The sequence below is a fragment of the Alishewanella sp. HH-ZS genome, from assembly GCF_001704375.1.
Classification (GTDB): Bacteria; Pseudomonadota; Gammaproteobacteria; order Enterobacterales; family Alteromonadaceae; genus Alishewanella; species Alishewanella aestuarii.
Genome location: NZ_LZEJ01000042.1, coordinates 1 through 21,670 on the forward strand (window position 1 = coordinate 1; position 21,670 = coordinate 21,670).

Annotated in this window: 15 protein-coding genes; 7 read left to right on the top strand and 8 right to left on the bottom strand. The window is 51.6% G+C overall.

Translation table 11 applies throughout. From position 1 onward, the window contains the following. Window positions 1–139 precede the first annotated feature (139 nt). Window positions 140–2,164: a tetratricopeptide repeat-containing diguanylate cyclase gene (locus tag A9165_RS14215; protein ID WP_065956391.1), complete on the bottom strand. Its 2,025-nt coding sequence runs from the start codon at window positions 2,162–2,164 to the stop codon at window positions 140–142. A gap of 156 nt (window positions 2,165–2,320) precedes the next feature. Between A9165_RS14215 and A9165_RS14220 the strand changes: the two genes are divergently transcribed. Next, window positions 2,321–3,628 (top strand): hemolysin family protein, encoded by a 1,308-nt coding sequence (locus tag A9165_RS14220; protein WP_065956392.1) that lies wholly within the window; start codon window positions 2,321–2,323, stop codon window positions 3,626–3,628. A gap of 49 nt (window positions 3,629–3,677) precedes the next feature. Here A9165_RS14220 and A9165_RS14225 read toward each other — a convergent pair whose 3' ends face one another. From A9165_RS14225 to A9165_RS14235, 3 genes are all read right to left on the bottom strand, one after another. Further along, window positions 3,678–4,286, bottom strand: coding sequence for a DUF5610 domain-containing protein (locus A9165_RS14225; protein ID WP_065956393.1), 609 nt, complete (start codon window positions 4,284–4,286; stop codon window positions 3,678–3,680). 146 nt (window positions 4,287–4,432) lie between these two features. After that, on the bottom strand, window positions 4,433–5,776 hold the full coding sequence (locus tag A9165_RS14230) for an MFS transporter (protein WP_065956394.1): 1,344 nt from the start codon (window positions 5,774–5,776) through the stop codon (window positions 4,433–4,435). Window positions 5,777–5,832: 56 nt separating this feature from the next. After that, window positions 5,833–6,981, bottom strand: a complete 1,149-nt coding sequence (locus A9165_RS14235) for an alkene reductase (RefSeq protein ID WP_255365734.1) — start codon at window positions 6,979–6,981, stop codon at window positions 5,833–5,835. 222 nt (window positions 6,982–7,203) lie between these two features. Here A9165_RS14235 and A9165_RS14240 point away from each other — a divergent pair, with 222 nt between their 5' ends. Next, window positions 7,204–8,415: an MFS transporter gene (locus tag A9165_RS14240; RefSeq protein WP_065956395.1), complete on the top strand. Its 1,212-nt coding sequence runs from the start codon at window positions 7,204–7,206 to the stop codon at window positions 8,413–8,415. On the opposite strand, the gene A9165_RS14245 is transcribed toward A9165_RS14240, so the two are convergent. From A9165_RS14245 to A9165_RS14255, 3 genes are all read right to left on the bottom strand, one after another. Beyond that, window positions 8,387–9,145: a pseudouridine synthase gene (locus A9165_RS14245; protein WP_083216303.1), complete on the bottom strand. Its 759-nt coding sequence runs from the start codon at window positions 9,143–9,145 to the stop codon at window positions 8,387–8,389. The genes A9165_RS14240 and A9165_RS14245 overlap by 29 nt on opposite strands. Window positions 9,146–9,258: 113 nt before the next feature. Further along, window positions 9,259–9,849, bottom strand: coding sequence for a DUF4136 domain-containing protein (locus A9165_RS14250; protein WP_065956396.1), 591 nt, complete (start codon window positions 9,847–9,849; stop codon window positions 9,259–9,261). Between the two features lie 167 nt (window positions 9,850–10,016). After that, complete coding sequence (locus A9165_RS14255) at window positions 10,017–11,477, bottom strand: OmpP1/FadL family transporter (RefSeq protein ID WP_065956397.1); 1,461 nt, start codon at window positions 11,475–11,477, stop codon at window positions 10,017–10,019. A 339-nt stretch (window positions 11,478–11,816) separates the two neighbouring features. On the opposite strand from A9165_RS14255, the gene A9165_RS14260 reads away from it, so the two are divergent. The 5 genes from A9165_RS14260 (at window position 11,817) to A9165_RS14280 (ending at window position 20,704) form a co-directional block, all read left to right on the top strand. After that, a complete protein-coding gene (locus A9165_RS14260) occupies window positions 11,817–12,875 on the top strand; it encodes an efflux RND transporter periplasmic adaptor subunit (RefSeq protein WP_008608082.1) in 1,059 nt (352 codons plus the stop codon). A gap of 13 nt (window positions 12,876–12,888) precedes the next feature. Continuing rightward, window positions 12,889–16,122, top strand: coding sequence for an efflux RND transporter permease subunit (locus A9165_RS14265; protein WP_065956398.1), 3,234 nt, complete (start codon window positions 12,889–12,891; stop codon window positions 16,120–16,122). After that, window positions 16,119–19,247 carry an efflux RND transporter permease subunit gene (locus tag A9165_RS14270; RefSeq protein WP_065956399.1) on the top strand — a complete coding sequence of 1,043 codons (3,129 nt, stop codon included), beginning with the start codon at window positions 16,119–16,121 and terminating at the stop codon, window positions 19,245–19,247. The genes A9165_RS14265 and A9165_RS14270 overlap by 4 nt, the downstream gene beginning before the upstream one ends. 252 nt (window positions 19,248–19,499) lie before the next feature. After that, a complete protein-coding gene (locus A9165_RS14275) occupies window positions 19,500–20,060 on the top strand; it encodes a TMEM165/GDT1 family protein (protein WP_065956400.1) in 561 nt (186 codons plus the stop codon). A gap of 113 nt (window positions 20,061–20,173) precedes the next feature. Continuing rightward, the gene (locus tag A9165_RS14280; protein ID WP_065956403.1) at window positions 20,174–20,704 is read left to right on the top strand and encodes a hypothetical protein; all 531 of its coding nucleotides are present in this window, start codon (window positions 20,174–20,176) and stop codon (window positions 20,702–20,704) included. Here A9165_RS14280 and A9165_RS14285 read toward each other — a convergent pair. Next, window positions 20,684–21,544, bottom strand: coding sequence for a bile acid:sodium symporter family protein (locus A9165_RS14285; protein WP_065956401.1), 861 nt, complete (start codon window positions 21,542–21,544; stop codon window positions 20,684–20,686). The genes A9165_RS14280 and A9165_RS14285 overlap by 21 nt on opposite strands. Window positions 21,545–21,670 lie beyond the last annotated feature (126 nt).

Sequence of the window (21,670 nt, forward strand, 5' to 3'; positions counted from 1 at the left end):
TGTCATAGCTGAATTGATGGAAGGCATTGATGTCTTCGAGCGACTCCGACAGCATACTTTGGAGTATGCTGTTCGGTGGGAGCCTTAAAATCGTGGGGATCTATCAGGGTCAGACCGGTACCGGAGTGCTGTGGATAAGTTAGCCGGCGATGGTGTGGTAGTGAATCATCTGTTCGCGGATGGCGCCTGACAGATCTGATTGTAAATGGGGTTCTGCCTCGCTAAATGGCACGCGCAGGCCGGTGACCAGATTTATCTGATTACGGCCGTTTACCTTGCTGAGGTATAGCGCCATGTCGGCCACCTGCAATACCCGTTCCCAGTTAAACTGATGCTCTGGTACATCGGCAAAGGGTAGGTTGATAAAACCGCCACTGATGGTTACCGGAATTGTCTTACCTTCAAATTCGACTGGCAACTCGGACACTTTTCGCAATAAGGTTTGGCAAAGGTTATCGATAGCCGTTTGTTGCGGACGCTGTAGCACCAGTAAAAACTCTTCACCGCCCCAGCGGATCAACAATTCATTATCCTGACACAGCGCAGTTAGTCTTTTACTGATTTCAACCAGCACGGCATCGCCGGCCGCATGACCATAATGATCGTTAATATGTTTAAAAAAATCGATATCCAGCAGTAGTAAGCTACAAGATTCAGGCCGTGGCTCTTGGTGACGTTTAGCCATTTTTTCTTGCATGGCGCGACGATTAAACAGACCAGTCAATGGGTCGCGGATGGATTGATACTCCAATTGCTTATTAAGATCACGCAGGCGAAGGTTGGAGCGGCGTACTTTGCGGTATAGTTGCATCAGCATTATCGCAGCCAGTGACATTAAAAGGATAAACAGCAAGGTAATGCGTTGTTGTAGTTGCTTATTTTCAAGTAGTTGCTGCTGTAGCTCGTTTTGTTGCTGCAGTATAGTAATGCGCTGCGTCTGGGCTTTCATATCATAACGGGTTTGCAGATCGCTGATGCTTTTCTCGCGTTTTTCCGACATGATTTCTTCACGTAACCGTAGTTGCCACTCCAGCGTATCGGCGAGTCTTCGGTAGTCTTTTAGCTCGCGATAAGCGTTGGCGAACCAGGTCAGATAACCTTCAATTTCCGCCTTGTTACCTTTTTGCTGATAGTAAGAAAATGCCTGCTGCATTTCTGCCAGTCCTTGCTCGGCATCGTCTTGTATTGCTTTAATATAGCCGAGGTTAAAACGGATAATCTGTTCATTATCAGGATCGTTTAATGGTAGAACTTCGGTAAGCGCCTGAGTGAGTACCTGACGTGCTGACGGGTAATCTTTATGCTCAATATAGATAGAGCCGAGATTATTGAGAAAAGTCAGCGCCAGCAGCTGATTATTTTGCTGGCGGGCACCCTCAAGCCCCTGCTTATTAATAGCCTCCGCCGCGGTATAATCTTTTTGACCAGCTAACACATACCCCAGCGATAAATATAATTCAGGTAGGATCTGCGTCTGATTTTGTTGTTTAGCCTCGCTGATCAGCTCCTCCATTAGCTGGCGGGCTCGTTGCCAGTTTTGCAGCTCTGAGTGAACCAGGGCTATTTGCAGATTCAGGTAACTGCGGCGGGTTAGGGTGCGCTCGTCATTAGTTGTCATTAATGCAACCAGCGCAGCATCATAATGCACCAGCGCCTTATCATATTGACCGTCGATGCGGTATAAACGCCCTAACAGCCCGTGCACCCAATAAAGTACTCGAGGGTTTCGGGCATCCGCAAGTAACTCGCTCAGGCTATCTGCTAAAAGGTAGGCTTCATTAAGTTGATTCCGTTGAATATATACTTCTAATTCTGCTGCAATAATCTCGGCTAGCGCATTAGCACCCGGCTGCTGTTGTTTTATCGCCAGTAAATCATCCAGTACTTGTTGTGTCTCCGGTTCCTTGCGTTGATATAAATAGTTGAACAACAGATAGGTTTGAGCCCTTACCCGTGTCTCTATCGGGGTTTGCTCATTCATTAAGCTAAGAATAGCCTGAATTTGTGTTACAGAGACATCGGCATCAAAAGATTGCTGTGCTAAATACTGGTCAAGCTGAGCCTCCAGAACGGGATCGGTTCCGGGGGGAGGATTGTCTGCCTGGGTATTGAAGCTAAAGCTTAAACACAGAAGCAGCAGAAAGAATAACGCCGGCTTTAACATAGTTATAATAGTGCCGTAAACAGCAGATTTATCTGATATTTGTAACGAAATTTTACGCCAAAGTCTAGGTTGTCAAAAAATATACTTTCAAATCGCGTATAATTGGCAACAATATTTGTGCATCAGGCCCGAATTGATGGATGTAACGGAACAGCTATGACCACCCTCGAATACTTATTAATTATGTTTATGCTGGTCGCAGCCAGTGCCTTTTTTTCTATTTCAGAGATTGCGCTGGCGGCTTCGCGCAAAATGCGGCTGCGGATGTTAGCGACTGAAGGGGACCAGCGGGCAGAAAAAGTGCTGCAGTTACAGGATCATCCCGGAAATTTTTTTACTGTGGTGCAGATTGGTCTGAACGCCGTGGCGATCCTTGGCGGTATTCTTGGTGAATCGGCTTTTACCCCCTATTTCGCGGCGTTGTTAGGGTTGCTTAGTGCCGAAGCCTGGGTGCAGCCTGCAGCCTTTACGCTTTCGGTCTTTTTTGTAACCTCGTTGTTTATTCTATTTGCTGATCTGATGCCCAAACGGCTGGCGATGATTGCACCCGAGCAGATCGCACTGCGTATTGTGTCTCCGATGTTATTACTGGTGATGTTGCTACGGCCTTTTGTTTGGTTATTTAATGGCTTGGCCAATCTTTTTTTCAGTTTATTTAAAGTACCGACCATGCGTAAAGATGATATCACTCCGGATGATATCCTGGCCATGATGGAAGCAGGCGCGCAGGCTGGTGTGTTACAACAGCACGAGCATCAGCTACTGGAAAACGTCTTTGATATGGAATCGCGTACTGTGACCTCGGCGATGACGGCGCGGGAAAGTCTGATTTTCTTTACCAAAGATGAGTCACAAGACAATATTAAACTGAAAATTGCCGAGCACCCTCACGCCAAATTTTTAGTCTGCGATAAAGTTCTGGATCAGGTTGTCGGCTATGTTGATACCCGGGATATTCTGATGCAGGTGCTACACAACCAGCCGATCTCACTTAGCAAAGATGGCATAGTCCGGGCACCCTTAATTATTCCTGACACGCTAAGCCTATATGAGGCGCTGGAGCATTTTAAATCGGCCGGTATTGATTTTGCGATTATCTTAAATGAGTACGCGCTGGTGGTGGGGATTATCACGCTAAAAGATGTGATGAGTATTGTGATGGGTGAATTGGTTAGTTCTGAGGAAGAGCAAATTGTTGCCCGTGATAATAACTCCTGGCTGGTGGAAGGTTTAACCCCACTGGCGGATGTGATGCGGGTACTGGATATCGATAGTTTTCCGGATGCAGAAAACTACGAGACCATCGCCGGTTTTATGATGTATAGCCTGCGTAAGATCCCGAAACGGACTGACTTCGTGTTGCATGGTGGTTATAAGTTTGAAGTGGTCGACATTGATAGTTATAAAATCGACCAGTTGCTGGTTACCCGCATCGAGTCTTTGCCAGCGGCAAGAGCCGAATAGGGCTGGTGAGCAGGCCCTCGATGCTGAACGAGGGCCTTGCTTGTTCAAGTTAGCTTTTTGACTGTTCCGCTTGCTCTGGTTGCTTAAAGCTTTCCAGCATCTGTTCCCGGAATTTCTGTAATCCTTGCATTACCAGATCGTAGGTGCTGTCGACCCCGGCTTTAACCTCACCCTCAAATACCTGTAAACCCTGCAGAATATTAATGGCATCGGCAAAGCCTTTTTCGATCCCTTTGCCAATAATGTCCATAAAATCATTTAGCTGTTGCTCTTGATCATCTGATGGCCGCTGCTGCTGGTAAAGGGTAAATAAGCTGGTGGCAAAACCGACGATACGCCCTGCGGTTGCTTCTGGTGAGGTGTCGATGCCAGAGTCATATATTTTTTGCGCCGCATTGCTACCGAAAATCGGTTCCAGCTCTTTGTTAATGCCTTCCAGTGCGGTTTTGTATAGCAAGCTAAGCGATTTGTTACCGCTTTGCAGCGCAACCTTCTCGTTGGCTTGCATAATGGATTGGTTAAGCACATCTTTACCCGTTTTTTGCAGCATCTGGCTGTAGTTTTCCTGGGCTTTGGCGTTCGCTGTAGCTGGTAATTCGGTCTTATAACCACTGGGCCGATTGGCGTTTACCGCGACATCCGGTTTAATGGTACTCATCTGGGCGCTCCTGTTACATTTTGGCCTTAACGGGTTAACGGCTGCCCGTGATTAAACTTTAGCTTTTTTTTGCTGGTTTTTTGAGCTGTGGCATTAAAAAAAGGGAGCATTACTCGCTCCCTCTTTTTATTGTTGTTTAAGCGGCGTTAACCGGCACTTTTGCTGGTAATGCTATCCAGGCCATGACCTGTTGGCCCTTGTTCGGTGCGCCATAGTTTATAAGAGAAATATAAACCCAGTGACGCCAGTGCCGTGTATAGCCACATACCCGGAGTATAGCCAGCAATATTTTCTGGCCCGGCCAAAAATTTATCATTGAAATATCCAATAGCCTGCGGGATAGCCGCCATTCCGATTTGTTGGCAAAAGGTCATCAATGCAAAAGCAGAACCAAGCCTACGGCCGTCGACAATGTAAGCGACCGATGGCCACATCACCGCTGGAATCAATGAAAACACTATGCCCAGCAGTATGATAACCAGCAACAAAGTCAATGGAACTACCGCGCTGCCAATTAACGGTATACTTATACCTACGAGTGGGCCTGCTGGAGCGTATGTCACTATCAGAAACAGTGGCAACATTACAAGAGAGCCTATGGCCATAAAAAGCGCACGCCTACCAACGCGGTCTACCCACAGACCAAATAGTGGCGTGGCGATTATGGCGGAGACTGGCAGAATGCTGCTGAGAATACCGGCTGCTGTGCGATCAAGGCCATGCGCCTGCTGAAAGTAGTCGATAGCAAAGCTGCGAAACGGAAAAACGGTGGCGTAAAACACCACGCACAGCGCAACCACATACCAGTAAGAGGCACTAAAACTGTAAAGACCTTTAAATTCCAGTTTTTCGTTATTTTCTGCGACACCCAGGCTATAACGGCCTTCGGCGCGGCGCTCTAAAATCCAGTACAGGATAGCGGCACTGACCGAGATACCGGCGACCGCAGTGGCCAGCCATAATGGATCTTGCCAGTTGGCATACAGCGGGCTGGCAAAACCGGTCGACCAATCGGCGGCAGTTGAGCCTAAACGGGCAATTGACAAGTTAATACCAAAGGCAAAACTCAGTTCCTTACCTTTAAACCATTTTGCCATAACAGTTGTAACAGCAACGATCATGGGTTCAGCACCCAAGCCTAGTAAAAAGCGCCCGGCCAGCATCATTTCAAAGTTTGGGCTCCAGGCAGTTACGATGGCCGCAAATAAGCAAATGAGCGCGAATAGTGTAATGGCCCTTTTGGTACCCCAGCGGTCAATCAGATAGCCACCGGCCAGTAATACCAGCAGCGCGGCAATGTTATAGGCGGTAGAAAGCCAACCAATTTGTTGATAACTAAAGCCGCGCTGTTCGCGCAGTAAGTCAAGAATTGGCCAAAGGGAGTCATAGATATAGTAGTTACCAAACATCGCCAGACTGATAAACAGCAACACCATCCAGCGATAGAAAGGCGTGGGCGGGGGTAAGTCCCGCCAGGATGCATCATGCATAAAGTCATTTCTCGTTATTAGTATATAAAGGTAAAAAGGGGCCAGATCTGCCGATCTCACCCCATTCTTGACCTGATAACTGTACCCGAGCTGACAGCCAGCTGCAAGCGAGCTTCGGGGTCAGATACCGAAGCGCGGGACCCCGAAGCGCGGGGATAATCGGTATAGCCTTTGGCATCGTGGGTGTAGAAGGTGGCAACGTCGGGCTGGGCCAATGGCAGGCCTTGTGCCAGCCGCTCGACCAGATCCGGGTTAGCGATAAAGGCACTGCCAAAAGCTACCGCATCAGCTTTGCCAAGACCAATTACCTGATTGGCCTCAGCCAGATCATAGCCCATATTTACCACCAGTTGCCCCTGATAATGAGCACGGGTGGCGCTCACGACATCGCCAAATTGCAGGCCGGCAAAGTCGGCGCGCATCAGGTGCAGATAAGCCAGCTTTAATGGGCTTAATGCTTTGGCCAGATAGCTGATCAGACCAATAGGGTCACTGTCTTTGGCACTATTAAAGCTGTTTAGCGGTGATAAGCGCAGGCCCACCCGATCGGCACCCCAGACACTGATGACTGCCTGCAGCACTTCCATTAAAAAGCGTGCGCGGTTTTCCAGACTGCCGCCATAACGGTCAGTGCGATTATTAATACCATCACGCAGGAACTGGTCAATTAAATAGCCATTGGCGCCATGCACTTCTACACCGTCAAAGCCGGCTTGTTTGGCATAGATCGCCGCCTGGCGGAATTGCTCGACTACCTCTGCAATCTCAGCAGTCGGTAATTGCCGCGGCGCGGTGTAGTTTTTTTTACCCTCAGGCGTGTGAGTGTAATCGTCGATGGCGTCGGTGCCTGCTGAAACCGGCACCTTACCGTTATTTAAGGCCGGGTGGCAGGCGCGGCCGCCATGCCAAAGCTGTAGAAAAATCTTACCATCTTGTGCATGTACAGCCTGAGTAACCTGCCGCCAGGCATTGGCATGCGCGGCCGAGTAAATGCCCGGTTCGCGGTAAAATGCAGAGTTGCCTTCCGCAATCATGGTGGCTTCTGCGATTAATAAACCGGCACTGGCACGCTGGGCATAATGCTCGGCCATCAGTTCGGTGGCGTAGTGGTCCAGGGTAGCGCGGCAGCGGGTTAAGGGTGCCATCAGGATGCGGTTTTTTAGCGCCACAGCGCCCAGTTTTATTGGTGAGAATACGGTATTCATAGCACTCCGGTTAGTTTAGGGTTGTTAATTACAGTCCGGGCTAGATATGGGCGCGGTTGCGGTAAGACCAGTGCAATAAATCCAACTAATCTTTCGATTTTCTGCACTTTTTAGCCTGGACTGGGTTTTAAGTCGATATTGGCGCTAACTTTGCCATTACGCATCCGATGGCGCCCGGGATCGGTTACAATAAGGCTCTGAGTAGAAACAGGATCACCGGCTTTGATTGAATATAAATCGGCAGCGTTTTATCGCAGTGCATTGGCGCTTTGTGTGGCCGCCGCTGCGGTATTTGCCAATTTGCATCTGATGCAACCGCTCTTGCCGGAGTTAAGCCGACAGTTTCAGCTCTCGGCGTTAACGGTAAGCTTGGTCTATACCATAGGTACTCTGTGTCTGGGCTTGTCGTTACTGGTGTATGCGGCGCTATCCGATGCCTGGGGGCGTAAAAAACTGCTGTTAATCACCCTGGTTGGCATGACGCTCAGTACGCTGGTCCTCAGTCAGGTTTCGTCATTTCAGGCGTTGCTGTTTTGGCGTGCGGTGCAGGGGCTTTTTCTCGGTGGCCTGCCGGCTATTGCCATTGCCTGGATGGGCGAAGAGTACAGCAAACCCGCGCTGGTCAGTGCGGTTGGGCTTTATATCAGTGCCAATTCGCTGGGCGGTATCAGCGGCCGTTTATTATCGGGGGCCATGGCCGACCTTGGCCACTGGCAGTGGGTGTTCTATCCAATGACGCTGCTGGGTTTACTGAGTTGCTGGCTGGTATGGCGTTATTTACCCGCCTCGTTACAATTTCAGCGCCAACCATTCCGGCTGAAACAAGCCTTAAGTGATAACCTGTTTCATCTGCGCCAGCCGTTGCTATTGTTGGTGTACTTGATTGGTGGCCTGAATTTTCTGGTGTTTTTAAATCAATATACCTATATCGCTTTCGTGCTGGCGGCCGCTCCGTTTTCCCTGAGTAGTAGTTTGATTGGCTTGCTGTTTGTCACCTATTTAACCGGCACTGTCGGCTCAGCATTATCGGCAAAAATTGCGGCGCGCTTGTCTGCACCCGGCGCCATGGCGGCCGGTATTCTGATTATGATGCTGGGGTCGGTCATTACCCTGTGGCAAAGCTTAGTGCTGATTGGCGCAGGCTTTTTTATCAGTGCCTTTGGCTTCTTTTTATGTCACTCACTGGCCAGTAGCTGGGTTAGTCAACATGCGCTCCGTGCTAAGGCCAGCGCCAGTGCGCTTTATCTGGTGTTTTACTATCTGGGCGCCAGCTCGGGGACTTTATATCTGCAGCCGTTCTGGCAGGCAGGGCAGTGGTTGGGCGTGGTGAAAGGCTCGCTGTTAATGTATGGCCTGACGTTATTACTTTGTCTGCTGCTATGGCGACTTAAGCGGCAAACTTCTGCTACAGCAATGCCAGCTCGGAAGCACTAAGCGGTCGCAGCTCGCCTGCTGCTAAGCTGCCAAGCGCCAGATTACCAATAGCGACCCGGCACAGATCCTGTACCCGATAACCAAGCTCGCGGCACATATAACGAATTTGCCGGTTCTGGCCTTCATATAAGATAACTTCAAATTGGCTTGTGCTAAGCGGCCGCGCCTGGCAGGGGCGGGCCTGGTAGCGATGCGGCCCGACTTGCCAACTGATACCTGCTGCAAAGCGAGCACTGAGATCTGCTGCAAGAGGTTTATCCACCTCAACCCAATAGGTTTTGGCCTGTTTGGCACCCGGATGTAATAACCTTTGGGTTAGGGCACCGTCGTTGGTTAGTAGCAGCAGGCCGCGCGAGTCCTTATCCAGCCGGCCAACCGGGTAGAGCCTGGCAGGTAAATCGCGAAGTACCGCCGCGATACTGGCCGGATCTTCGGGTCGGATATTGCAGTCAATACCCACAGGTTTATGGTACAGGTAATAGCTTAGCTTGGCCGGGGTAGGCAAGGGCTTGCCATCGACACAGATGGTGCTGGCATCGGACAGGTGCAGGGTATGGCTGGCCGGTTGGCCATTGATGCTTACCCGGCCGGCCGTGATTAACCGGCTGGCTGCCCGGCGCGAACATAAACCACTTTGTGCAATCAGCAGCGCCAGGCGTTTGCCATCTGCTGAGGTTGCACTGCCCGTTGCTGCGGCGTCGAATTCATTATTCTGCAAGCTATTCGTCATAAAACTGCCATGCTGCTACCGGATAATAGCAGCCGTTATACCTTCCTTCCTGGATATTACTCTGCGATTGAGTGCTGGGGGCCTTTGGCCCCCGCTTTTTTTTGCGAAGTCAGTTACTGACTAACGAGTCTGGTTGGATAACGCTGAAAAATCAGATTGACGGTATCGTTGATCGCCTGCTGCGGTTGCTGCATAGCTTTGTTGGATAGCCGACCTTCCAGCATCCCCTGCCAGATCACTCTATTGGCTGAGGCATCAATCACTTCGATTAATACTGACCCCACTTTATAGTCGACCTTTTCGACGCCGCCATAGAGCGGAAAGCCAACACTAAAAGCGCTGTTGCGGCCAAAAAAGCCAAAGCCGGTGTTAACACTAAAAGGCGAGCTACGCACATCCTGGCGGTTTTCAACATTGGTCAGATAGTTCACCAGCAATTGCGGTGCGGTTTCGTCCAGCGTATAACCCAGAGCAGCCATTTCACGGCTGATAGCAGTTTTAAAATGTTGTTCCAGCAGCGGATCATAGGCCGGCTTGGCGGCCTCTTCGCCTTCTGCCGGCGCTGCCTGATAAAAGGCAAAGCGCTGGTACTGGCTGAAATTGACGCTACGATCATAATCGATATTGGCCTGACGCGGACTGCTGGCGCAGGCTACCAGCATTAAACTGGCACAAAGTAATAAGGCGGTTGGCAACAATTTCATGATAGGACCCTCGGTAATACAGCCTTTGGCTATTGAACGGCCTTTGGTCTGCTGCAGATCAATTTGGTAGCAGTGTACCTGAATTTGACTGCTATCGATAAGAATAGTTTAGTAAAAGGGCGTGAACGCCCGCTGAAAGCCAGCGGGCAATAAGATGGCAGAACGCCTTAGAATTGATAGTTAAACTGCACACCCAGCACATGGGCTTTGTTGCGGTAGTTTGCCTGCAGGTTGGCCTGATTCAGCCGGTTATCGGCAACACCATACTCAAACTCATTAATGGCGACATCATCCATAAACATATAGCCGTAGGCCAGATCCAACGTGCTCTGGGCAGAGAGCCGGGTGGTTAAACCCGTGGTTAACCAGATCCGATCTGAGGTTGGGATCCGTGCTGTTTTGTGAACTGTGCGGATCGGGTTTTCGTCATAGGCGATGCCGGCACGTAATGTTAAATCAGCCTGATACTGATAAGTTGCGCCGAGCGAAAAAGACCAGGTATCGTGCCAGTATTCCGGGATATAGCCAATATAACCCGTGCCACCTAACTGGGCACCGGTACTGAGGGAGATACTGGGGTTAGCATCTTTGCTGACGATATCGATACTTTTAAATACACTCCAGCCAGTCCACAGCACGCTCCCCTGTATACTGAGTTTGGCATTAAGCTGCTGATCCAGACTAAAGGTCAGGGTCGCAGGTGTGGTCAGCGCCAGTTTACTGCGTTCCGTCAGCAGGTCGCGTGCTGCAAAACGCCCGGTACTGGCATCCACCAGTGGCAGGCCCGGAGCAACGCTGATAAGCCCTGGGGTATTGCCCGCCGTGGCTGCCGTAATAGGGGTATTGGTAATTTCGGAGTCGCCACTTAGGGTATAACGGACCGCAGAATGGTAAATCAGCGCCAGCCGGGTACCGCTTAGCGGCTCAGCATGCAGGGCCAGTGTATATCCCAGACTAACGTCACTGCCTGTGACTTCATAATGACTATCACAGAAGGCGGCGTTAGACAGATCGCGCCCGGCCAGCTGCGCAATACCGCTACCCAGCTCACATAAACCTGAGTGATCTTTGTATTTGGATAAGGTGCCTTCAGCGCGGTTCAGACTGATGGCGCCACCAACGGAGAGCCAGTCAGTTAATTTGTAACCGAGCGCCGGTTGCAGGCTTAGGATCTGAACGGCCGTTTCATCGGCAAAGTAGCGGCCAACCCAGTCTTGCTGGTAGTTGGAAGACAGGCCAAAGGGCACATAAAAGCCGAGGCCCCAGCTTAAATCGTCGTTCAGTTGCTGACTATAAAAGGCAAAAGGCACCACTTCGGTTAGCAATACCTTACCGTGATCCCGGCCTGTCACCTCCAGGCCGCGGGCATTCACCGCCTGGGCATCGCTGTAGCGGGTACGGGCATGGATCAGGTTTAAGCCACCGGAAAAATGCTCGCCCTTAAGCTCGGTTAAGGCTGCAGGGTTGGAATAAACCAACGTTGCATCAGTAATTTGTGCACCGCGACCGGCATAGGCATTGCCCATGCTACTGACAGACTGCTCCAGTAATTTATAACCTTCCGCCTGCACAGTCAGGCTACTCAGTGCCACTAAAACGGCAGTGGCGACCGAGGTTTTTCTTAGCATAAGTTGTACACCTTGTTGGGACAAAAGGTGCGCAGTATAGAACGATTATTATTTAGAGTACAGACTCTAACGTGGGTTTGCGATGTTCTGGTCTGATGAGCTTCGGGGTCAGATCCTTAGGCTCTGACCCCGAAGCTCCCACAACGAATAAACGAATTTTGCCTAAAAGGTGGTGTGTTTTACTAATTTTTGGTGTTTCAATTGTCGTGATTTGTAACAATTTAAAGCTAAGTAGCTGATCTTAAATCTATTAAACTATTGGCATAGTGGCTGCAATTTAGAAAGCGTCAGATTAACAGTAACGGGTTGAAATCAACCCTTTATGCAAGGAACACGAAAATGAAAACGATAATGCCGCTTGCGGCCGCCGTGCTGTGCAGTACCTTAGTCTTAACCGGTTGTAATAAAGCGCAAAGTAGTATTAATGCCACCGCTGCGACTGAAGTCGCTGTGCCGGTAGAAATTTCTGTGGCGAAGAATGGCGCCATCAGCAGTAGCTACCGTACCACCACCACCTTAACGGCACGGGCTGAAGCCGAAGTGATGGCAAAAAGCAGTGGGCTGGTGCAGAAAATCCTGGTTGAAGAAGGCGATCAGGTACAGGCCGGACAATTACTGGCGGTGCTGGAGAACGAGCGGCAGCGTCACCAACTGGCGAAAGAGCGGGCGGAATTAGGTCGCTTAAGTTCTGAACTGACCCGGATGACCGAAATGCATCAACGCCAGTTGGTCAGTGCCGATCTGTATGAAAAATTAAAATGGCAGGTTGCGGCAATGCAGGCTGCAGTCGAGCTGGCTGAGCTGAATTTACGGGAAACGGAAATTCGCGCGCCGATAGCTGGTGTCGTGGCCCGTCGTTATGTTAAGGCCGGCCAACTGATCAGCCAGTTAACGCCGAATTCGTTATTTCATCTGGTTAGCGAAACCGAGCTGGAAGCCGTTGTGCATTTACCTGAGCAGCAAGTGCTGCAAGCACAAGCCGGACAACAGGCGGTGCTGAGCTTTGCCGGCGTGCCGGAAGTTAAGGCGGCGGTAAGCCGGGTCGCGCCAGTGGTGGATGCCAGCTCAGGCACAGTGCGTACCACCTTGTTAATTGACAACAGCGCGCGCCAGTTAAAAGCCGGGATGTTTAGCCAGGTAGAAATTAAATTTGATACCCGTGACAACGCGTTATTGGTACCAAAGCGGGCATTGCTGACACTGGATAATCTGCCGGGCGTGCTGGTACTGGATGCCGAGAGCCGTATTGTGCGCCGGCCGGTGACCCTGGGCTACACTGCCGATAACGTGGTGGAAATTATCAGCGGCGTCGAAGCCGGAGAGCAGGTCGTGGTGGCAGGGCATGCCGCGTTAAAAGAGCAAAGCCTGGTCAAAGTCGTATCTGAGCGCGAATTCTGACAGGGACGAGAAGATGAAACTAGTAGAAACTGCCGTGGCCCGTCCGGTCACGGTCTGGATGTTCACGCTTGCCATCCTGCTGTTCGGGATGGTGTCAGTAGGTCGGTTAGCGGTTAATTTGTTACCTGACTTGTCTTATCCCAGTTTAACGGTGCGCACCACCTACGTCGGTGCCGCACCGGCTGAAGTGGAGCAACTGGTTAGTAAGCCGGTAGAAGAAGCACTCGGTATCGTCAAAGGCGTGCGTAAAGTCACCTCGGTCTCCCGTGCCGGTCGCTCTGACGTAGTGCTGGAGTTTGACTGGGGCACTGACATGGATCTGGCCTTGCTGGAAGTGCGGGAAAAGCTCGATGTCCTGTTCCTGCCACTGGATGTCGAAAAACCGTTGTTACTGCGCTTTAACCCTAATTTAGATCCGGTAGTACGCTTATCGCTGTCCAAGCCGGAGATGAACCAGGCTGATTTAGTGGCAATGCGCACCTTCGCCGAAGAAGAATTCCGCCGCAAACTGGAGTCCTTTCCGGGTATTGCTGCCGTGCGGCCCGATGGCGGTTTAACTCAGGAGATCCAAATCCTGGTCGACCCGCAAAAACTCAGCCAGCTGCAGCTGGATATCAGCCTGATCACCCAGCGTTTAAAAGCCGAAAATATCAACCTGGCCGGTGGCCGGCTGGAAACTCCGGCTTATGATTATCTGGTGCGGACGATCAATCAGTTTGCCAATTTAACGGAAATTGAAAATCTGTATCTGGCTACCGTTGGTAACAGTCAGATCCGGTTAAAGGATGTGGCACAGGTCAAGGATGCCTTTGCCGATCGGCAGAGTATCAGCTATATCAATGGCGCTCAGGGCATTGAACTGGCGATCTATAAAGAAGGCGATGCCAATACGGTAAAGGTCGCCGAAGGTTTGTTATCCCGTCTCGACGAATTGAAAAAGATGCTGCCAGCCGGTTATCAGCTGGATGTGCTCTATGATCAGTCGCAATTTATTAAACAGGCGATCAGCGACGTGAAATCGGCCGGTATTATCGGCGGTATCCTGGCGATGCTGGTGCTGTATCTGTTTTTACGTAATGTCTGGGCGACGGTCATTATCTCGGTATCGATCCCGGTGTCAGTGATCGCCACCTTTAATCTGATGTACGGTCAGGATATTACGCTAAATATGATGAGTCTGGGTGGTATTGCGCTGGCAGTTGGCTTGCTGGTGGATAATGCCATCGTGGTACTGGAGAATATTGCCCGCTATAAAGAGCAGGGCATGCCGGCGAAAGACGCGGCGCGTAAGGGCGCCGGTGAAGTATCGATGGCGATCACGGCCTCCACCCTGACCACCGTAGCCGTATTTTTCCCGCTGGTATTTGTCGAAGGCATTGCCGGCCAGCTGTTTCGCGATCAGGCGCTGACGGTGACCTTTGCCTTGTTAGTCTCTTTGGTTGTCGCGTTAACCCTGATCCCAACCATGGCCGCGCGCTCCTGGCAAAAAGGCGCTGCAGCAACCGAGATCACGCCTTTACCCTCCTTGAAACCCAGCCGCTGGTATCACTGGCCGCTGTTGCCGCTGCGTGCGGCCGGGCGTTTGCTACATCTTTCAGTGCTGGCGCTGCTGACGTTACTAAGCTTGCTGGGCAAAGCCATTGCCAAGGGGGCTTATTGGTTATTCCGGCCTGCGGTATTGCTGGTGCAGGGGCTGTTAAAAGCAATTGAAGCGCTCTACCTGCGCTTGCTACGCGCTGCGCTGGCAGCCAAAACGCTGACCCTGGCTTTAACGCTAACGGCTGCGGCGCTGTGTTTTAGTCTGTTGCCGCGCCTGGGTGCGGATGTGATCCCGCAGCTGAGTCAGGGCGAGTTCTATGTCGATGTGCAATTACCGGTCGGGACAGCTATTGAGCAAACCGATACCTTGTTAAAGCAATTATCCGGGCAACTGAAGCAGTATCCGGTGGTAGAACGCAGCTATGGTTTAGCCGGTACCGGCGCCCAGATGTCAGTAGATCCTGCGATCGGCGGCAGCCATTGGGGCCGCCTGCATGTGGTGATGGTAGAGGATAGCAATGCTGACGATGAAGCCCTGGTGCAGGAAGAATTACGCCGCACCCTGGCATTGTTGCCAGGGGTAACGAGCCGCTTTGACCGGCCGCAATTGTTTAGTTTCAGTACACCGCTGGAAATTGAGATCAGTGGCTATGATTTGGCCCAGCTGTCTGAGTCTGCTGAACGGCTGGTTAATTTGCTGGAGGCGGATAATCGCTTTACCGATATTAAATCCAGCCTAAGACCAGGTCAGCCGGAAGTGACCCTGTATTTTGACCATGCCCGCTTATCGCAGCTGGGGATGACGGCGCAGCAGGTCGCGCGCCGCGTTGCCACCTATATCGGTGGTGAAGTGGCCGGTCAGTACTCATTGCATGACCGCAAAATTGATATCCGGGTGCGGCTGGATGAGCAGTACCGTCAACATGAATTGCAGCTGGCCGAGTTGATTATCAATCCTGGTGCAGCCGAACCCTTGCCGTTAAGTGCGGTGGCGCAAATTCGTCGCGAAGTCGGCCCCAGTGAAATTACCCGGGTGGGCCAGCAGCGGGTGGCGTTGGTGACGGCCAACCTGGCTTATGGCGATTTGGAGCAGGCGACCGCCGCCGCCGAGGCCGCGCTGGCGCAGTTGGTCTTATTACCGGGCCAACAGGCGCTGGTGATGGGGCAAAGTGAAGAGATGGCGCGGGCGTACAGCTCATTAATGTTTGCTTTACTGCTGGCGGTATTCCTGGTCTATCTGGTGATGGCATCGCAGTTTGAAAATCTGCTGCAACCCTTGTTGATCCTGTTTACGGTGCCGCTGGCGGGGGCAGGTGCGGTACTGGGGCTTTGGCTTACCGATACCCGTTTGTCGGTGATCGTGTTTATCGGTTTAATTATGCTGGCCGGGATCGTGGTTAATAATGCCATAGTCCTGATTGACCGCATTAACCAGCTGCGTGCTGAAGGGTTGGCGCTGCAGGAGGCCATTATTGCCTCGGGGCAAAGCCGGTTGCGCCCGGTGTTAATGACCACCCTGACCACAGTACTGGGCTTACTGCCGCTGGCACTGGGCACCGGTGAGGGCAGTGAAATCCGCGCCCCGATGGCGATCACAGTGATCGCCGGTTTAAGTTTGGCCACGTTGTTAACGCTGGTATTTATTCCGGTGCTGTATAGCCTGCAGCGGGATAAGGCAGTGGCAGTAGAGCAGGAGGCAACGCTATGAGCCAACAGCCTTTAGACGATACGTTAACCAGTAACAGCACCAATCACGCCGGATCGGCAGCGGACGAGCAAAAGCCAATCTGGTTAACCCGGGTGGCACTGCGCCGGCCGGTGACTATCTGTATGCTGTTTATCTCCATGTTGTTATTCGGTGGTTTAGCCAGTCGGCTGCTGCCACTGGAGATGTTTCCTGGCATTGATATCCCGGAGTTGTACGTCAATGTGCCTTATCCGAATGCCACACCGGCTGAAGTGGAGCGGCTGATCACCCGGCCGCTGGAAGAGGCACTGGCGACCGTCAGTGGTATTAAAGAACTGCGTAGCTTCGCCAATGAAAACAGTGGTGATATTTCACTGCAGTTTCGCTGGAGTGAGAATATCAGCAGTAAGAGTCTGGAAGTGCGGGAGCGGCTGGATACGGTGCGCCACTTGTTGCCGGCAGATGTAGAGCGGGTACTGGTATTCCAGTTTAACACCAGCGATATGCCGATATTTCAGTTACGGATCTCCTCTGAGCGCGATCTGGCGATGGCTTATGACTTGCTGGAACAACAAATAAAACGGCCGCTGGAGCGGGTACCCGGTGTTTCTAAAGTTGAGCTTTATGGGGTGGAAAAGCGTCAGGTGATTATCCGCCTGGACCCGGATCGGATGCGGGCGTTACAGGTTGACCCTACGGCATTATTAAATCAGTTACGCGGCAGCAACTTTGCTTTAAGTGCCGGTGAGCTGCGTAACGGCGAGCAAAGTGTGCTGGTAAAACCGCTTGGTGAGTACAAAGAACTGTCGGAAATTGCCGCCTTGCCGATCCGGCCGGGCCTGCAACTGCGCGAGGTCGCCAGTGTTGAACTGGAGCTGCCAAAACGCGAAGACGGCCGGCATTTAAACCAGACCTATGCAGTGGGGATGAACGTTTACAAAGAGTCTGGCGCGAATCTGGTCGAGGTGGCCAAGGCCGCGATGCAGGTGGTAGCCGCCGCCGATGCCAACCCGGCCTTTAATGGTATCAGCCTGTATGTGATGGACGATTTGGCCGACAATGTCACTAAATCGCTGCGTGACTTGCTGCAAGCCGGTGCTATAGGTGCCTTGCTGTCTTTTATTGTGCTGTATTTATTCCTGCGTCATCTGACGACTACGCTGATTGTGGTGCTGTCGGTGCCAGCGGCAATCGTGATTGCGCTGGGTGCCATGTATTTTATGGGCTACAGCCTGAATATTCTCAGTATGATGGGCCTGATGCTGGCGATCGGTATGTTGGTCGATAACGCTGTTGTGGTCACTGAGAGCATTTTCCGTGAGCGGGCACAGGGCGGCGATCTGCGCGCAGCAACTGAACGCGGGGTAAAACGGGTTGGGCTGGCGGTGCTGGCCGGCACCGCGACCACCGCCATCGTATTTTTACCGAATATTATCGGTGAAAAGATGCAGCTGACCATTTTCCTCGAGCATGTGGCTATCGCCATTTGCTTATGTCTGGCGATCTCGCTGCTGTTATCCCTGACGTTGATCCCCTTGCTAACCACCAAACTTAAGGTACAGCCGGTCAGTGATCCGCAAGGCTCAGCTCTAGATCGTGGCTATCGGCGGCTGCTGACCAAGGTGATGCACTGGCCTAAAACCGCAACGCTGCTGGCAGTGCTGGTATTACTGAGTGCAGCACTGCCTTTTTCGCAAATTGGCAGCAGCAACGAAGATGAAGAAGACCGTGGCCGGCTGTTTTTAAACTATAACATCCAGGGGAATTACAATCTGGAAGAGGTGCGCGCTGAGGTGTCAGCGATGGAGGCCTTCTTATATAGCCGCAAAGACGAGTTCTATATCGAGTCGGTATATAGCTATTACCGCTCCGGGCATGCCATTTCGATTATTTTGCTACAAGAACAGGTGCCGGTTGAGCTTAATAGTCTGAAGGAGCAAATTCGCAAGGAATGGCCGCCACTGGTGCGCGCCAGACCGAGTTTTAGCTTTGGTAATGATAACAGCGGGCTGCGCCTGCATTTACTGGGCAACTCGACTGAGCGCTTACTGGAACTGGCTGCTGAGCTGGAGCCGGCATTACAAAGCTTACCGGCTGTAGCAGAGGTACGCTCGGATCTGGCGCGTGGGCAGCAGGAAGTGCAGATTTTGTTTAATCGCCCCGAGCTGGAGCGCTTAGGGCTTTCGGCCAATCAGGTAGCGCAAAGTGTGGCCTTATCGCTTCGGGGCGTGAATCTGCGGACCTATCGCAGCGCCGAGCAGGGAGAGCTGCAGATCCGGCTGATTTATGACGAGCGCATTAGCCGTTCCTTGTCTGAATTAGCCGACTTACCGGTTGCCGTGGTGGCGGGCGTCAGTATTCCGCTGTCGCAGCTGGCTGAGCTAAAAGTGGTGCCAAGGCTGCAGTCGATCCGTCGCTTTAACCGCGAAACCGGTGTTGCCTTGCAGTTGTCACTGCAAAAAGATATCAGTATGGATCAGGCGCGTAAGGAAATTGGTCAACTGATGCAGCAGGTGCAATTGCCGGATGGTTATCGTTGGTCCTATCAGGGCGGCTTTACCCGCCAGAACGAGGAGCAGCAGGTGATGCTGGTGAATATGCTGCTGGCATTAGCGATGATCTATATTGTGATGGCGGCCTTGTTTGAGTCTTTGTTAATGCCCAATGCGGTGATTGGCAGCTTGCTATTCTCCTTTGTTGGTGTGTTCTGGACCTTCTTTATTACCGGCACTGGCCTTGGGGTAATGGGGATGATCGGCATGCTGGTGCTGATGGGCATCGTCGTAAATAACGGCATAGTACTGGTTGATCGTATTAATCAGGATCGGGCGTTAATGCCTAATCTGCCGCTGAAAAACCTGATTATCGAAGCCTGTACCGCACGCTTAAAGCCTATTCTGATGACAGTTGCGACCACCGTCTTAGGGCTGGTACCACTGGCGCTGGGTGGCACCGCCATTGGTGGTAATGGCCCAAGCTATGCGCCGATGGCGATTGCCATTATTGGTGGCTTGTTGTTCTCTACCCTGACCAGCTTATTGCTGGTGCCGCTTAATTACTATGGTTTAGTAAAACTGCGTACCGCAACAGGGCGTTTGCTGGCCCGCAGCGGTTTGTGGCAGCGGCGTTTATTGCGTCAGGCTTAATAGCTGGGCCCGGGAATCGCTCCCGGGCGCAGGCTTGGCTTTTCTGCAGCCAGCAGTTATACTGCGCGCCTCTTTAAGGGAGTAATCGGCCGTAAGGCGCCTATATCAACATACTTGTGCCGCATGCATATGGTATAGGCAGCAGGTTCAGCAGCGCTGGCTTGTGTGATGAGACTTAAGACAAGGTACTGACCTAAAGCGGGAGTCAGCCCTTGTCTTTTGTCAATAAGATCCCGCTAGCTGCAGGATATTATGGACGCTTTATTATCTTCTTTTACCGCTGTCGCCATTGCTGAAATCGGTGACAAAACTCAACTGCTCTCCCTGTTTTTAGCTGCGCGTTTTCGCAATAAAACCGCCATTATCGCCGGTATTCTGGTGGCGACCTTATTAAATCATGCGGCATCAGCCTGGTTAGGCGTTTGGGCGGCGCAGTTTATCCCTGCCGGTTGGGGCCCGTGGTTGTTAGGTGGCTCCTTTATCGCTGTGGCGCTATGGCTGCTGATCCCGGATAAAGACGATAGCGACGATACTGCCATGCTAAAGTACGGCGCCTTTGTTGCCAGTTGTGTGCTGTTTTTCCTGGCCGAGATTGGCGACAAAACTCAGGTGGCAACGGTGATCCTGGCGGCGGCGTTTGACGATGCGGTCTGGATGGTGATCTGGGGCACGACGCTGGGTATGCTGGCCGCCAACGTGCCGGTGGTCTATGCCGGTAGCTGGTTACTGCAAAAAATTTCGCTCGATTGGGCACGACGTAGCGCCTGTGCAATCTTCATCTTGCTCGGTATCGCTACCATTATCAGCGGCTAACTTATCCACAGCACTCCGGTACCGGTCTGACCAGTTAAGGTGCCTTAAAAAGGCTTCAGGTAGGATTCAGTTCTGTTGGTAATAATCGACAGCAGTATTTAATGGGGAATATTATGCGTAAAATGGTTTTAGTTTTCGCTCTGACCGCAACCAGTGCTGCTGTGTCGGCAACGACAGTTTTAACTGAACAAAATATTGCCCGGCTGGAAGCGGCGTTACCGGAGCTGGTTGCTATCGAGCAGGATAATCCACAAGGGCTAACTAAACTGCGGCTAAAAAAGCATTGTGACTGGCAGCAACATGCCAGTGACTTACGCCAGCAGGAGCATGGCAAGGGGTATGTGGCTGAGGTTGATCAGGTTCTGGCAAAACATCAATTAACAGCGCCGCTGTTTTTAGAGTTAACCGCGAAAGGCAGTTGGCCACTATTACAATCATTACAACCGGTACAACAACTGACCCGCCAGAGCTTACCCTTTTTACCTGAGCCACAGCGGCGCATCGCGGAGCAGAAAATTCAGCAAACCGAGCAGATGCAACAAGCCATCGGACCTTGTTTGACTGCTGCCGATAAGACTGCCCTAAAGCAATATCAGCAGCGGCTGTTAAAGTTAGCTGCCAGTTTACCGGGTGCCGCGTTTTAACGCCCACCAGGTAAATAAGCTGGCACTGCCAAACATCAGTAAACTGTAAACGCTTGGTGCAATCGACATCGCTGAGCTTTGCAGAATACCAGTAGTAATTAGCAGTGCCAGGGTGCCATTTTGTAAGCCTACTTCCAGACAGATGGTCCGCGCTTGTTGCTCGCTATGTAGCAACCAGCGCCCCAAACCATAACCCAGAGCCATCGACAGCAGATTTAGTGCCAGCGCCGCCGGGCCGCTTAGCAGCAGATAGTGCCAAAGCGTATCGCCTAAATCATAGGCAATACTGATAATCAGCAGCAGTAATACCAGTACCGAAAAACGGCTGATTTGTGGCTGGGCGCGCTCGGAAAAATGCGGAAACTTCGCTTTGACTAACATGCCGATAATCACCGGGATCACGCCAACGACCAGTAAGGTTAACCAGGTTTTAAGTAGCGGTAATTGCAATAAACTCTCGGCGCCTAGAAACTGTTGCATCGCCCAGGCGGCTAAAAAGGGCAGGGTAAAGGGTGTCACGAAACCGACCAGTGCCGTCAGGGATACTGATAAGCCAACGTCGGCTTTGGATAAATAGCTATATAAGTTCGACGTAGTGCCACCCGGACAGAGTGCCAGGATAAATAAGCCGACCGCCAGCTCCCCCTGAAGTTGAAACACCGCAATCACACCAAGCGCCAGCAGCGGCAGTAGTATCAGTTGTGCCACGGCACCGACGAAAAATGCTTTCGGCTGGGTTGCGACTTGGTGAAAATTCTGCGGTCGCAGGCTCATGCCGACACCGGTCATAATAAAGATCAGTGCTAGCGGTAAACCAATCTGAGTTAAAGTTTCGAACATAAGGCGTTAATGTTTAAAGCAGAATATCGACTAACCTAACCTGTTGTTCCTTTTAGAGCAACCCCAACTTATCCACCGCACTCCGGTACCGGTCTGAGGTCCGAGGCTGATAGATCCCCACGATTT